The sequence below is a fragment of the Bradyrhizobium sp. USDA 4473 genome (genome assembly GCF_054063335.1).
On record NZ_JBSSGE010000001.1, the window covers coordinates 3,466,703 to 3,480,451 of the forward strand.

The 13,749-nt window shown below is 64.4% G+C and carries 12 protein-coding genes; 11 read left to right on the forward strand and 1 reads right to left on the reverse strand.

Annotated features, from left to right (window positions below; all coding sequences use genetic code 11):
* Window positions 1-407 precede the first annotated feature (407 nt).
* Window positions 408-644: a hypothetical protein gene (locus ACVW17_RS16225; RefSeq protein WP_456797537.1), complete on the reverse strand. Its 237-nt coding sequence runs from the start codon at window positions 642-644 to the stop codon at window positions 408-410.
* A gap of 1,238 nt (window positions 645-1,882) precedes the next feature.
* Between ACVW17_RS16225 and ACVW17_RS16230 the strand changes: the two genes are divergently transcribed.
* From ACVW17_RS16230 to ACVW17_RS16280, 11 genes are all read left to right on the forward strand, one after another.
* A complete protein-coding gene (locus ACVW17_RS16230) occupies window positions 1,883-2,089 on the forward strand; it encodes a cold-shock protein (protein ID WP_456797538.1) in 207 nt (68 codons plus the stop codon).
* Between the two features lie 581 nt (window positions 2,090-2,670).
* Entirely contained in the window at window positions 2,671-3,087 is a 417-nt protein-coding gene (locus ACVW17_RS16235) for a hypothetical protein (protein WP_456797539.1), read from the forward strand.
* Window positions 3,088-3,354: 267 nt separating this feature from the next.
* Entirely contained in the window at window positions 3,355-3,753 is a 399-nt protein-coding gene (locus tag ACVW17_RS16240) for a hypothetical protein (protein WP_456797540.1), read from the forward strand.
* A gap of 985 nt (window positions 3,754-4,738) precedes the next feature.
* Window positions 4,739-5,941, forward strand: a complete 1,203-nt coding sequence (locus tag ACVW17_RS16245; RefSeq protein ID WP_456797541.1) for a cytochrome P450 — start codon at window positions 4,739-4,741, stop codon at window positions 5,939-5,941.
* A 95-nt stretch (window positions 5,942-6,036) separates the two neighbouring features.
* Entirely contained in the window at window positions 6,037-7,326 is a 1,290-nt protein-coding gene (locus tag ACVW17_RS16250) for a cytochrome P450 (protein ID WP_456797542.1), read from the forward strand.
* Between the two features lies 1 nt (window position 7,327).
* Window positions 7,328-7,636 (forward strand): ferredoxin, encoded by a 309-nt coding sequence (locus tag ACVW17_RS16255; protein WP_456797543.1) that lies wholly within the window; start codon window positions 7,328-7,330, stop codon window positions 7,634-7,636.
* Entirely contained in the window at window positions 7,623-8,468 is an 846-nt protein-coding gene (locus ACVW17_RS16260) for an SDR family oxidoreductase (protein ID WP_456798967.1), read from the forward strand. The genes ACVW17_RS16255 and ACVW17_RS16260 overlap by 14 nt, the downstream gene beginning before the upstream one ends.
* Window positions 8,468-9,811 carry a cytochrome P450 gene (locus tag ACVW17_RS16265; protein ID WP_456797544.1) on the forward strand — a complete coding sequence of 448 codons (1,344 nt, stop codon included), beginning with the start codon at window positions 8,468-8,470 and terminating at the stop codon, window positions 9,809-9,811. Before ACVW17_RS16260 ends, ACVW17_RS16265 begins: the two co-directional genes overlap by 1 nt.
* 122 nt (window positions 9,812-9,933) lie before the next feature.
* The gene (locus tag ACVW17_RS16270; RefSeq protein ID WP_456797545.1) at window positions 9,934-10,941 is read left to right on the forward strand and encodes a polyprenyl synthetase family protein; all 1,008 of its coding nucleotides are present in this window, start codon (window positions 9,934-9,936) and stop codon (window positions 10,939-10,941) included.
* A gap of 211 nt (window positions 10,942-11,152) precedes the next feature.
* Window positions 11,153-12,703: a hypothetical protein gene (locus ACVW17_RS16275; RefSeq protein ID WP_456797546.1), complete on the forward strand. Its 1,551-nt coding sequence runs from the start codon at window positions 11,153-11,155 to the stop codon at window positions 12,701-12,703.
* Complete coding sequence (locus ACVW17_RS16280) at window positions 12,700-13,602, forward strand: terpene synthase family protein (protein WP_456797547.1); 903 nt, start codon at window positions 12,700-12,702, stop codon at window positions 13,600-13,602. The genes ACVW17_RS16275 and ACVW17_RS16280 overlap by 4 nt, the downstream gene beginning before the upstream one ends.
* Window positions 13,603-13,749: the final 147 nt, after the last annotated feature.

A 13,749-nucleotide genomic window follows, 5' to 3' on the forward strand; every position in this document is an offset into this window, starting at 1 on the left:
AGCATTTGTCATTGTCGGTCTCCCTCTGCGCGTCGCGGGGCCGCCTTGGGTCACAAAGTCCGCTGCCGTGATCTTGCGTCGCTTCTCTCACTTGCGCTGAACGTTAGTAGTCTGCTCGCTGCTCGCGGCGCCTGGATGCGCGATGCACCTCTCGGCGAGAACTCGGCGCTGTCGATAATCGACAGTCGGAGAAGCGGAAGCCGTCCGCCTGTCGGGGAGAGCGACCCGGTGTAGGATGATGTTCCGGTGCTTCACCTGTCGAATCGTGGCAGCGCGCGCTGGCATCCATCCATGCCTCCGTCGGGGTCTGCCGCCAATGCCGCGGATCTAGCGCCGAATTCCCGGAGATCCTCCCACCAGCTCCTCGAAGTACGCCGGCAAAAGTTACCGCAATCGTACGCCACCATTCAGAGCTCGTTGTAAAGCGGGATCAAGGCGGCGTGCGCATCGACGACGTCAACGACGTTCTTTTCCAGTGGAAGATCTGCCTTGCGCTCCGCCCACATTTTCTTGAATCGCTGGAGGGTTTCCGCAGCCATATCGATGACGAGCTTCTCCGAGATCTTCGCCTTCGCCGCCAAGTGCATGAGCTCATCTTTGGAGAATTCCGCCATCTCCTTCGTGCTCGAATAGTTCAAAGCCATTTTGTCGTCCGCGATTTACGGTATGGTCGACAACAGGTCGCAGGCGGTGACAGGACCGGCGCCCGGCGATCGGGGTGCGGAGGAGGACCTCAAATTCGATAGGTATCATTATCATAAGCTATCTTTGATAATAATAGTCATCGCAGTGATATGGGGGCCCGAGGCAACATGCCGAGCTTCTCGACCATTACTAACCCGCTCGTCACCCCCATTCCTCGCTTGGCCAATCGAGCAACGGGCCAAATCCCTTTTTGGGGTTCGCGCAAAACCCGAGCGGCGCCGGCGCACCCAGCCAAAGTGCTCTCTTCGGGAACATCAGGAGCGAGCGCGTTTGAACATCTCGGAGTTCGCTTCTCCCGGCTTCGAGAAGAACGACGCGGCCGAAGACCTTCAGTTGCGCTTCATTACGAATGAGTCGTGACGAAGCCGCGACCATGATGATGGATCGACGTGGGCGCTCAGGGCCGGCTTCGATTTTCTGGGTATCGATGAGGTCGCTACCCTCGTCGACCTCGCAGAGAAGGCATTCGACTTCTATGCGGAGATCGAACTCGGCCTCGATAACAAAGATATCGTCGACTGCCGACGAGAAGAAGCGGTCTCATCTGCAGAAGGACCGCGAAAATCGCGGCGACCAACATGGTCTCCATCGCCTCACGCGGCTTTGACTGGCGGAAGGCTGACACGGATTTCTAAAAATCATCGGTCCGTGCTCAGAGATGCCGCCGCTCCGGGACCGCACGAACGCCCTCGCGACGCGCACGCTGCCGCTGAAGATCTCGACCGGCTTGTTCAAGCGCCATCGCGATCACGTCGTGCTAGGAGGCAACTGTCTACATGGCCGAGGGTGAGTGTACGTTCTGTGCAGAGATGACGCGGGCTGCTGATCCTGCTCCGGGTTGCGCAAAGGAGTTTACGGCCGGTTCTGCTAGGAAGACCGGAGCATCTGCTGCAGCTCGGCACCCGGATGCCACGCTACGCCTTTGGCTGTGCAATTCTGTCGTAACGCCGTAATCCGCAATGAATGAGCCGCAGCCTGGACGCCCATCAGGATCCCGAGCTCTGAAGCGAAGAGGTTTCGAGATCAGGGGTGACGGTGGACAAAACAGCCGGCACTTCAGTTATTGGGAGAAAAAGTTTACGGATGTGATTTCCAGCAAGAGCGTCTTTTTGCCACGCGTCTTGATGGCTCCGAGACTCTTCGCTAGATGACGAAGGTTCACTATGGAGATGACACCGTGGCAATGGGCATTGTGAAGTGGTTCAATTCCAGCAAGGGTTATGGCTTTATTCGGCCGGAGGACGGAAGTGCCGATGTCTTCGTGCACATCAGTGCCGTGGAAAAGGCCGGCTACAGCACCCTCGAAGAGGGGACTCGGGTGAGTTACGAGGTCAAGAGCGGGCGCTCAGGCAAGACGTCAGCTGAGGATCTTCGGATTGGTTGATGAAGTGCGCCTCCGGGCCGCCCCGTGCAACGTGTGATCTCGCGCCTATCCCTGGTATCTGGTGCGCCGTGCGGTAAGACCGTCGCCTCCACTGAGGTAATGCGGGAAGCTGGGTGACAGCTTCATTCAAGGTGTTGCATCGCCGATGCCACAGCAGTTCTGCCCGCCTTGGTGGTGGGGCCGGCCGATTTTCTTGGTGCGTGCACGGTCCGGAGCGTACGCTCCTCGCCGGCCAAGAGGTGTGCGCCGCGCATGGCTCACAGCAACTCGTGTCGGCCTGTGCTCGCAACGCAAGCGTTGTGCTGTTGCGTATGATGGAGCTCACAGCGGGAGAGTTCGTCCGTTATGGACGATACTGGCCCGGCGGCGCTGTGGCCCAAGGTCTGCTGCGCGTGCCGTCCCTGCGCGCTCGAGGGCCAGTCGGCATGAGCTTGAGGTGGCGGGCAGACAATTCGAGGACGCCGACGCTCTCGGGTTAGCCAATATAGTTGAGGTTAACCACCGCATGTTGTTGACGATGTTCGCCTGATCTTGAACCATTGGACGGGAACTGCGCGCACGGCCCATCGGAGACACGGCAAGTGTCCTTTCAACTGACCGTCCTGAAAGTGCTGGCCGGCCAGTCCGCTGGGCGGGCGTCGATTGCCGAAATCCGACGGGCCGTGGAGATCCTGATGAACAGCGGCCGTGACTGGACCGATCGCATGAAGCGGTTGGCCGAACAGGCGCCGGATCTGAATATCTTTTCGCAGAAGCTTATCATTCGCGATGCTCTCGGATGGGAAATCACGCAAGAAGGGCGGCGATTCCTCTCTGCGCTCGAAAAGGCAGTCGCCGATCAAAGAGAGCTGCCTCGATCGACCATCGATCCCTCATCCAACGACGTCGCTGCGCAAGCGGTCACGGATGCGGCAAAATCACTTATTCCTCCCCGCACGCGCCAGCAGAGCTCGCGGCGGCGCCGAAGGAAAAGTGGATCCAATCGACGTACCGCATGAAGCGGCTGGCTCTAACTGTCCCCTGAACCCCATGCGAGGCCCGCGGCGCTAAATTTGCGCGAAAATGCGATGTTCTTGCCGAGGTCGATCAAAATATATCGGTTCTTGATTGACCCGGAATGACGGCTTTCCGGGCGGAGAAAGCCTGCGCGTGATTGCGATAATGTCATGATCAGATTTGGTCCCGCTCACTGTGGCTGAACCGGCGAGGCATCAGGGGGGGACAGCAAGAAGGACGGCTGTCCATCGCCCCTTCTTGAACAGTTCATGATCGTCGTGGTCCGCCGAACAGGAGCTGTCGTGCAAAGTCGTCTGCCGAAAGGGGCAACGCTAAGTGTTGCGCTTGTGCTGAATGACGCGAGGGCAAGCTTCCAAGGCCGAAGAGCTGCGGGAAAATATCTTTTGCAGTGTAACTTGGGTCATATGCACCCCACCTTCTCAACTGCATTATCTGGAAGGCAATTCTGGTGGGATGCCATGGACGACGAGTTTTGTAGAGAGAGGGCGCGGATCGTGCGGGAACTTGCAGAGCAAGCTGACCCGTTCATCAAGAAGCGCTTGTTGCAGCTGGCCGCCAATTACGAACGGCGCATTGATCGGCCAGAAAGAGCAGAGCGAGATCGCGCTGACCTGCTGGCATGCAGGCCGCCCATCCGCCCGTCCTAATTTCAGAGACGGAGCTTATCAGTACAATCATCGGCCCTGGAATGTTGCGAACGAGCGACCGCATTGCTCGCTTGCCTGCATGCGCCATCCAACCCAGCAAGATATCCGAAAGAGGCGGGCTTCGACTTCCGGGTAGCTACCGCCGGCATCTGAGTGGTTTCCCGCAAAACACACCTGCTGCAGCCAATCCGGATGCTTCATATCTTGCGCAAGGACCGCCCCGCACAGTAAGCGCGAGAGCAGGCCTTTGTCGGGAACGTGTGCGCCGGTTGTCGCCACTGAGACTCGATGCCAGAAACATGACACAAGCGCCGCTACGAAATGGCTGCTGAGACTAACGAATTCACTTCGGCACGCGATTTGCTCTGTTCAAGGCATCACCAACTGCAGTGTGGTGGTCTTCGTGACGGACACCCGCGCGTCGCTGTTCGCGTCCGGTCCATTCCGATGGCTTGCTGTGGCAATGCCTTCTGGCAATGACTTGGCGCTCGGTTCCGAACCGAGAAAATGCAGGAAAGAGTTGGATGCGATCTGGAGTTCTTTTTTTGGTAGCCACAACAATTGCGCTCATCGCGAGCGATGCAACCAAACCGGCAGACCTTGAGCTGAGCCAGCAGTGACGCCGCCACCGGCGTTGTGACATCGGACCGAAGGACATATTGGCGGACACGTCGGGGTGGGTGCGGTCGAGCCTCCTTCATCGCATCCTATGCGGTCAATCGATCTGTGGCGATGCCGACAGGTTCGATGTCACCGGCCGGCACAATCCGCGCCCGTCGTTCGGCCAGGGGCCGCATATCCGTCAGGGCGCTGCGCTGGCGCGCCCGCAATTGCGATGCGGCTTGCCCGCGCTGTTCGTGCGGCTGGAGGATCTGGCACGTCGCCGCGGCGGAGGTCGTCTACATGCCGTCTTAACGTCATCCGCTGCCCGCAGCGCGTGCCGGTCACCTTCCGCCTTCCATCGCTTAGAGAGTGAAGTGCCACCATGTCCGAACAACATTTGCCGACGCTGCCGATGTGGCGCGTCGATCACATCGAGCCCTCGCCCGAGATGTTGGCGCTACGCGCCAACGGTCCGATCCACCGCGTGCGCTTCCCCTCTGGGCACGAAGGCTGGTGGGTGACAGGCTACGACGAGGCCAGGGCGGTGCTGGCCGACGCGGCGTTCCGGCCCGCGGGAATGCCGCCGGCGGCTTTCACCCCGGATTCGGTGATGCTCGGTTCGCCGGGCTGGCTGGTCTCGCACGAGGGCGACGAGCATGCCCGGTTACGCAGGATCGTGGCCCCGGCCTTCAGCAACCGCAGACTGACGCTGCTCGCGCAGCGGGTCGAGGCGATCGCCGCGCACTTGTTCGAGACGCTGGCGGTCCAGCCCCAGCCCGCCGACCTGCGGCGCCACCTTTCCTTTCCGCTTCCGGCCATGGTCATCAGCGCGCTGATGGGCGTGCCCTACGAGGATCACGCCTTTTTTGCCAACCTGTCCGACGAGGTGATGACGCACCAGCATGAAAGCGGCCCGCGCAGCGCGTCGCGCCTAGCCTGGGAAGAACTGCGTGCCTACATTTGCGGCAAGATGCGGGACAAGCGCCAGAATCCGGGCGACAACCTGCTGACGGATCTCCTCGCGGCGGTCGACCAGGGCAAGGCGAGCGAGGAAGAGGCGTTAGGCCTGGCGGCCGGCATGCTGGTGGCGGGACACGAGAGCACCGCTGCGCAGATCGAATTCGGCCTGCTAGCCATGTTCCGCCATCCGCAACAGCGCGAACGACTGGTCGGCGATCCATCCCTGGTGGACAAGGCGGTGGAGGAAATCCTGCGCATGTACCCGCCGGGCGCCGGCTGGGACGGCATCATGCGCTATCCGAGGACCGACGTGACCATTGCGGGCGTGCATATTCCCGCGGAGAGCAAGGTGTTGGTCGGCCTGCCGGCGACGTCGTTCGATCCGCGCCATTTCGACGACCCGGAAAGCTTCGACATCGGACGCGACGAGCAGCTGCACCTCGCGTTCTCCTGCGGGCCGCACGTCTGCATCGGCGCGGCGCTGGCCAGGCTTGAACTGAAGGTGGTGTTCGGTTCGATCTTCCAGCGTTTTCCCGGCCTGCGCCTGGCCGTGGCGCCCGAAGAACTGAAGTTGCGCAAGGAGATCATCACTGGCGGGTTCGAGGCGTTGCCGGTGCTCTGGTGATGCAGCGAGGTCGCCGGGGATCGCGATCTTGTTTCGCAATTTGCCGACGTGCCTGGCACGCGCCGGTCGGATCAGCCAGCCAACAGGTAACCAAGATGGACGTGCAAGAAACCACGGCAGCATGCCGCGACGCCTTCGCCGAACTGGCCTCGCCAGCGTGCATCAACGACCCGTATCCGTTCATGCGGTGGTTGCGCGAGCACGATCCGGTGCATCGCGCGGCGTCGGGCCTCTTTCTGTTGAGTTGTCATGCCGACATCTGCTGGGCGCTCGAGGCCACGGGCGATGCGTTTCGGGGACCTGCGCCGGGCGAACTGGCGCGCTATTTCCCGCGTGCGGCGACCAGTCTGTCGCTCAATCTGCTGGCGTCCACGCTGGCGATGCAGGACCCACCGACGCATACGCGTCTGCGCAGGCTGATCTCGCGCGACTTCACGATGGGCCAGATCGACAAGCTGCGGCCGAGGATCGCGCGCATCGTCGCTGCGCGCCTTGACGGCATGGCGCCCGCGCTGGAGCGCGGGGAGGCGGTGGACCTGCATCGGGAATTCGCGCTGGCCTTGCCCATGCTGGTCTTCGCCGAACTGTTCGGTATGCCCCAGGACGACATGTTCGCCCTCGCCGCCGGCATCGGCGCCATTCTGGAAGGCCTGAGCCCGCATGCCAGCGATCCCCAGCTCGCCGCGGCGGACGCGGCCAGCGCCAGGGTGAAGGCCTACTTCGATGACCTCATTCAGCGCAAGCGCACCGATCCCCGCCACGACATCGTGTCGATGCTGGTCGGCGCACATGACGGCGATGCCGACACGTTGTCGGATGCGGAGTTGATCAGCATGCTGTGGGGCATGCTGCTGGGTGGCTTCGCCACCACGGCTGCGACCATCGACCATGCGGTCCTGGCGATGCTGGCATATCCCGAACAGCGGCACTGGCTGCAGAAAGACGCCGCGGGGGTGAAGGCCTTCGTCGAGGAAGTCCTGCGCTCCGACGCGCCCGCCATGTTCAGCTCCATTCCGCGGATCGCCCAGCGTAACATCGAATTGCGCGGCGTGGTGATCCCGAAGAACGCGGACGTGCGCGTGCTGATCGCGGCCGGCAATCGCGACCCCGACGCCTTCCCCGATCCCGACCGCTTCGATCCGGCGCGGTTCTACGGCACCAGTCCTGGCATATCAACCGACGGGAAGATCATGCTGAGCTTCGGTCACGGCATTCATTTCTGTCTCGGTGCGCAACTGGCCCGGGTGCAGTTGGCCGAGAGCCTGCCGCGGATCCTGGCGCGCTTCCCCACGCTGGCATTAGCCGGACGGCCGACCCGGGAGCCCTCTGCGTTTCTTAGGACGTTCCGCGCGCTGCCGGTGCGGCTGCATGTGCAGGCGGACTGAGATGCGCGTCGTGGTCGACCAGGATTTGTGCGGAACCACCGGGCAGTGCGCACTGACGCTGCCGGGCACCTTTCGCCAGCGCGAACCGGACGGCGTGGCCGAAGTGTGCGTGACGACGGTCCCACAGGCGCTGCACGCCGCCGTGCGGCTCGCGGCCAGCCAGTGCCCGGTCGCCGCCATTCGGGTCATCGAACGCGACGCTGGTGACGACGAGAGCGCCAACGCCGACCCTGCGCCTTCTCCGGCGGAGGCCGAGCGGCATGCCGGCAAAGATCAATGCAATCCAGGAAGAGACGATGGGACGGTTTGAAGGCAAGGTGGCCGTGGTGACCGGCGCCGGCGCCGGTATCGGCAAGGCATGCGCCATCGCTATCGCGCGCGAGGGCGGCAGCGTGGTGGTGGCCGACATTGATGGCTCGGCGGCCATCGCCTGCACCGCGAAGATCGCGACCGAAGCGGGCCACGCGCTGGCCTTCGCCATGGACATTGCCGATCCGCAAGCGGTGGCAGCGCTGTTCGCGACGACGGAGCGGCGCTTCGGTGGGGTCGACCTGCTGGTGAACAACGCGAGCGCCATGGATCTGACCCCGCGCGACTGCGCGATCCTCGACCTGGACCTGCCGGTCTGGGACCAGACCATGGCGACCAATCTGCGCGGCACGCTGCTCTGCTGCAGGCAGGCCATCCCGCGGATGATTGCCCGTGGCGGTGGCGCGATCATCAACATGTCGTCGTGCCAGGGGCTCAGCGGTGACACCGCGCTGACAGCCTACGCCGCGTCGAAAGCGGCGATGAACATGCTGTCGGCCTCGCTTGCCACCCAGTACGGTCATGCGCAGATCCGCTGCAACGCGGTTGCGCCGGGTCTCATCATGACCGATCGTCTCCATGCCAAGCTGGACGATTGCATGCAACGGCATCTGCGCCGGCACCAGCTCCTGCCGCGCGTCGGACGCCCCGAGGACGTGGCCGCGTTGGTGACGTTCCTGCTCTCCGACGATGCTGCGTTCATCACCGGCCAGGTCGTGTGCATCGACGGCGGCATGCTGGCACATGTGCCGACTTACGCCGACGGTGGCAACAGCCGCGCCGTGCGGCCTGCCGGTGAGACCACCGAACCGGCCGCGGCGCCGCGCGGTTGATGAACATGCTGCTCAACCCGCTAAATCGTCGGCACCGGCTGCGGAACGACATCCCCATCTTGCCCGGTGCTTTCCCCATGGTCGGGCATCTTCCCGCCGTCGTCTGCAGCCTGCCGCGCCTGCTGCGGCACGCGGAACGAACGCTGGGCAGCCACTTCTGGTTGGATTTCGGCCCTGTCGGACAGCTGATGACCTGGTTGGATCCGGATGCGTTCGCACTGCTTCGGCACAAGGACGTGACCTCGGCGCTGATTGAAGAGATCGCGCCCGAATTGTTCCGCGGAACGTTGGTCACACAGGACGGCGGCACGCACCGAAAGGCGCGCGATGCGATCCAGGCGGCGTTCCTGCCAACGGGGCTGACGGAGGCCAGCATCGGCGACCTGTTAGCGCCCATCATCGAGGCGCGGGTGCAGGCGTGGCGCGACCGCGGCGAGGTAGCCATCCTGCGCGAAACCGGCGACCTGATGCTCAAGCTCATCTTCAGCCTTGTGGGGATCCCCACGCAGGAGCTGCCGGGATGGCATCGCAAGTACCGGCAACTGCTGCAATTGATCATAGCGCCCCCGGTCGACCTGCCCGGACTGCCCCTGCGGCGCGGCCGCGCCGCCCGCGACTGGATCGACGCGCGGTTGCGCGAGTTCGTCCGCACCGCGCGCGAACATGCCGCGCGCACCGGGTTGATCAACGACATGGTGAGCGCCTTCGATCGCAACGATGATGCGCTCTCCGATGACGTCCTGGTCGCCAATATCCGCTTGCTCCTGCTTGGTGGTCACGACACCACCGCCTCGACGATGGCCTGGATGGTGATCGAGCTGGCGCGGCAGCCTCTCCTGTGGGACGCCCTGGTCGAGGAGGCGCAACGTGTGGGCGCGGTACCGACCCGGCACGCGGACCTGGCCCAGTGTCCGGTCGCCGAGGCGCTGTTCCGCGAGACGCTGCGCCTGCATCCGCCGACGCCGCTCCTGGTGCGTCGCGCACTGCGTGAATTGCGGCTCGGCCAACGGCGCATTCCCGCGGGCACCGATCTGTGCATCCCGCTGCTGCATTTCTCGACCTCGGCGCTGCTGCACGATGCGCCTGATCAGTTCCGCCTGGCGCGGTGGCTGCAACGCTCCGAGCCGATCCGGCCGATAGACATGCTGCAGTTCGGTACCGGCCCGCACGTCTGCATGGGCTACCATTTGGCATGGCTGGAACTGGTGCAGTTCTCCGTTGCCTTGGCGCTGACCATGCACAAGGCCGGAGTGCGGCCGCGGTTGCTGAGCGACGCCGAAAAAGGCCGACGCTATTACCCGACCGCACATCCGTCCATGACGAGCCGCATCGCATTCTCATGAGCTGGCATTGACCCGGGAGCAGCGCCAGCGACGCGCGGCATTGTTGCACCAACGCGTGCCCAGTGCGACGCCGGCAATACCGCCGCGGATCGGCGTGGCCCTCTCCTGTCAGGTACGAGGACATGAACAACAAGCAGACCGATTCCACGCTGCCGGATCGCGGAGCTCGCGTTTCCGCCCTCGGCGCGTTGGACGCGCAGGCGCCCGGTGCATCCGGCAAACTGCTGCCGGAGATCTGGATGCAGGACGGCGCAAAGCGGGTCGAACAGGTGCTGGTCCGTCTTCTCTGCGCCGACAACGACGGTGAGACCGAGCTGATGGCGGCGATGCGCTACGCCACCTTGCAAGGCGGCAAGCGCATCCGCGCCTTGCTCTGTCTGGCTGCCGGCGCACTGGCCGACACGCCGGCGCGCGCGCTGGACGACGTCGGTGCCGCCATCGAGATGATGCACGCCTGTACCCTGGTCCACGATGACCTGCCCGCGATGGACGATGACGTGCTTCGCCGCGGCCTTCCGACCGTGCACGTCAAGTACGGCGAAGCCACTGCGATCCTGGTCGGTGATGCGCTGCAGGCGCACGCCTTCCTGACCCTGGCGAGTCTGGATGCGCCGCCCGACAAGCGCATCGCGCTCGTGCGCGAACTGGCGCAGGCCGTGTCCGCCGAGGGGGCCGCAGGGGGGCAGGCCATTGATCTGTCGCTGGTTGGAAAGCATGTCGAGCTGGACACGATCCTGGCGATGCACCGGATGAAGAGCGGAGCGCTGGTGCGCGCCTCGATTCGCATGGGCGTGCTGTGCGTCGTAGCGGAGGATGCCGCGCACGCTGCGCTGTACCATGCGCTCGATCGCTACAGCGCCTGTTTCGGACTGGCCTTGCAGGTGATCGACGACATTCTCGATGCGACAGCGGATATCGCGACGCTGGGCAAGACCCCTGGCAAGGATGCGGCGGCGCAGAAGCCGACCTGCGCCTCGATCATGGGGCTGGAGGCAGCGCGCCAGTTCGTACCGGATCTGTTGCGCGATGCCGGGGAGGCCATCGCCCCGCTGGGGCCGCGTTCGGAACGGCTGGCGCAGATGCTGCAGCGGGCTCACGCGTATCTGTTCAAGCATGCGCCATGCCCATAAGCGCCCGCTCGCATGGAGCAGCACCTTTGCCGCTGCGATCGGCCGGCGGCAGCGGTGCATGCTGCACCGTGTCCCACGTCCGGGATCGCTGTTGTTCGCCCAGTGCCGCGCCCACGGGGCGATGCGCAAGTTTGGAGGCGGACCTGCGGCGACGGCGCCGCATCTGCCCGATTCCGGCTCTCGTCGACCGTCTGCAGAAGGAACATCCTGCGTGAACGCGCTGTCCGAACAGATCGTTTCCGAATTGTGCCACCTGCTGGGCGAGATGAGCGATGGCGGCAGCGTTGGCCCGTCCGTCTACGACACGGCGCGAGCTCTGCAGTTCCACGGCTACCTTTCCTGTCAGCAGCACGCATACGCGTGGCTCATCGCGCAGCAACAGGGCGATGGCGGATGGGGAAGCGTGGACTTCCCGCTATTCCGCCATGCGCCCACCTGGGCGGCGTTGCTGGCATTGCAGCGTGCCGATCATCTTCCCGGCGCTGCCGCCGCAGTCAAGGCCGCAACCCGCTTCCTTCAGCGCCAGCCCGATCCTTACGCGCATGTGGTGCCGGAGGATGCGCCGATCGGCGCGGAGCTGATCCTGCCGCAGTTATGCAACGAGGCCGCATCCTTGCCGGGCGGCGTGGCGTTTCCCCGCCACCCGGCGCTGTTGCCGTTGCGGCAAGCGCGCCTGGACAAGCTCGAGACGATGGCGAAGTTGCCGAGCGGCCATCCGTTGCTGCACTCCTGGGAAGCCTGGGGAACGTCGGCGATCAGCGCATGCCCGGATGAGGACGGCAGCATCGGCATCAGTCCGGCGGCCACCGCCGCGTGGCGTGCTCACGCCGCGACACCCGGGAGCGCGCTGCAACTCGGGCGCGCCGACGCGTATCTGCAGGCGGCGTCGCGGGCGACGCGCAGCGGCATCGAAGGTGTCGTTCCCAACGTCTGGCCGATCAATGTTTTCGAGCCATGCTGGTCGCTGTACACCCTGCATCTGGCCGGGCTGTTCGCGCATCCCGCGCTCGCCGAGGCGGTGCGCGTGATCGTCGCGCAGCTCGACGCCCGCCTGGGCGCGCGCGGTCTGGGCCCGGCCCTGCACTTCGCGGCCGATGCGGACGACACCGCCATTGCGTTGTGCGTCCTGCGCCTTGCAGGCCGCGACCCGGCCGTCGATCCGTTGCGCCATTTCGAAACCGGCGAGCTGTTCGTCACCTTCCCCGGCGAGCGCAATGCCTCCGTGTCGACCAACATCCATGCCCTGCACGCGTTGCGACTGTCGGGAAAGCCCGCCGTCGGCACCAGCGCCTACGTTGAAGCCAATCGCAACCGGCACGGTCTATGGGACAACGAAAAATGGCACGTTTCGTGGCTGTATCCCACCGCGCATGCAGTCGCCGCGCTGGCGCAAGGCAAGTCCCGGTGGCGCGACGAGCGCGCGCTGGCGGCGCTGCTGCAGGCGCAGAGTAACGACGGCGGCTGGGGCGCCGGTCGCGCCTCCACATTTGAGGAAACCGCCTACGCGTTGTTCGCGTTGTCCGTGATCGACGGGAGCGAAGAGCCGACAGGGCGCCGCCACATCGCGCAGGCGGTGGCGGGCGCGCTGGAGTGGATGCTCGCCCGCTATGCGGCGCGTGCATTGCCGCAGACGCCGCTTTGGATCGGCAAGGAACTGTATTGCCCCACCCGGGTCGTGCGCGTGGCCGAACTCGCCGGCTTGTTGCTGGCGCTTCGTTGGGGGCAGCGCGTCCTGGCCGAGGAAGCAGGAGCAGCGCCATGATGAAGACCGAAAGCGCGCTGCAACAAGTGCTGGAGTGGGGGCGTTCCCTGACCGCCTTCGCCGACGAGCATGCCGTGGAAGCGGTCAGGGGTGGCCAGTACATCCTGCAGCGTATCCAGGCGAGCCTGCGCGACACCAGCGCCCGCACCGGCCGCGATCCGCACGACGAAACGCTGATCGTGGCGTTCTATCGCGAACTGGCGCTGCTGTTCTGGCTCGACGATTGCAACGACCTTGGCCTGATCGCGCCTGAGCAGCTCGCCGCGGTAGAGCAGGCGCTGGGGCAGGGCGTGCCGTGCGCGCTCCCCGGATTCGAGGGCTGCGCCGTGCTGCGCGCTTCGCTGGGCGCGCTCGCCTACGATCCTCGCGACTATGCTCAGCTTCTCGACGATACAAGGCGTTACTGCGCGGCGCTGCGCGCCGGACACGCGCAGGCGGCAGGGGCGGAACGCTGGTCCTACGCTGAGTATCTGCATAACGGCATCGATTCGATCGCCTACGCGAACGTGTTCTGTTGCCTGTCGCTGCTGTGGGGGTTGGATATGGCGACCTTGCGCGCGCGTCCGGCGTTTCGCGAAGTCCTGCGGCTCATCTCCGCGATAGGGCGCCTGCAGAACGATCTGCATGGACGCGACAAGGACAGGTCGTGCGGCGAGACCGATAATGCGGCGATCCTGCTGCTGCAGCGCTATCCGGTTATGCCTGTGATGGAGTTCCTCAACGACGAGCTGGCCGGCCATGCGCGCATGCTGCACCGGGTGATGGCGGAAGAACGCTTTCCCCCGCCGTGGGGACCGTTGATCGAGGCCATGGCGGCCATCAGCGCGCAGTACTACCAGACCTCGACCGGCCGCTATCGCATCGACGCTGCAGGGAGAGGCCAGCGTGCGCCGGCCTGAACGCGCCTGGCCTCACGGAATATCTTGCCTTCTGCGACATCGGCATATCGGTGCGACACTTGGCCGGTCGCGGCTGCGATCGCGTATTCCGCAATGTGTCCGCGGCCGGTCATCGCGCTTAGGATCGAGGATGTATTCGCCGGCAAG

Excerpts from the sequence above, each read along its gene's own strand:
- ACVW17_RS16225 (WP_456797537.1), bottom strand. The coding sequence starts at position 644 with ATGGCTTTGAACTATTCGAGCACGAAGGAGATGGCGGAATTCTCCAAA.
- ACVW17_RS16240 (WP_456797540.1), top strand. The coding sequence starts at position 3,355 with ATGATCGTCGTGGTCCGCCGAACAGGAGCTGTCGTGCAAAGTCGTCTG.
- ACVW17_RS16245 (WP_456797541.1), top strand. The coding sequence starts at position 4,739 with ATGTCCGAACAACATTTGCCGACGCTGCCGATGTGGCGCGTCGATCAC.
- ACVW17_RS16250 (WP_456797542.1), top strand. The coding sequence starts at position 6,037 with ATGGACGTGCAAGAAACCACGGCAGCATGCCGCGACGCCTTCGCCGAA.
- ACVW17_RS16255 (WP_456797543.1), top strand. The coding sequence starts at position 7,328 with ATGCGCGTCGTGGTCGACCAGGATTTGTGCGGAACCACCGGGCAGTGC.
- ACVW17_RS16260 (WP_456798967.1), top strand. The coding sequence starts at position 7,623 with ATGGGACGGTTTGAAGGCAAGGTGGCCGTGGTGACCGGCGCCGGCGCC.
- ACVW17_RS16265 (WP_456797544.1), top strand. The coding sequence starts at position 8,468 with ATGAACATGCTGCTCAACCCGCTAAATCGTCGGCACCGGCTGCGGAAC.
- ACVW17_RS16270 (WP_456797545.1), top strand. The coding sequence starts at position 9,934 with ATGAACAACAAGCAGACCGATTCCACGCTGCCGGATCGCGGAGCTCGC.
- ACVW17_RS16280 (WP_456797547.1), top strand. The coding sequence starts at position 12,700 with ATGATGAAGACCGAAAGCGCGCTGCAACAAGTGCTGGAGTGGGGGCGT.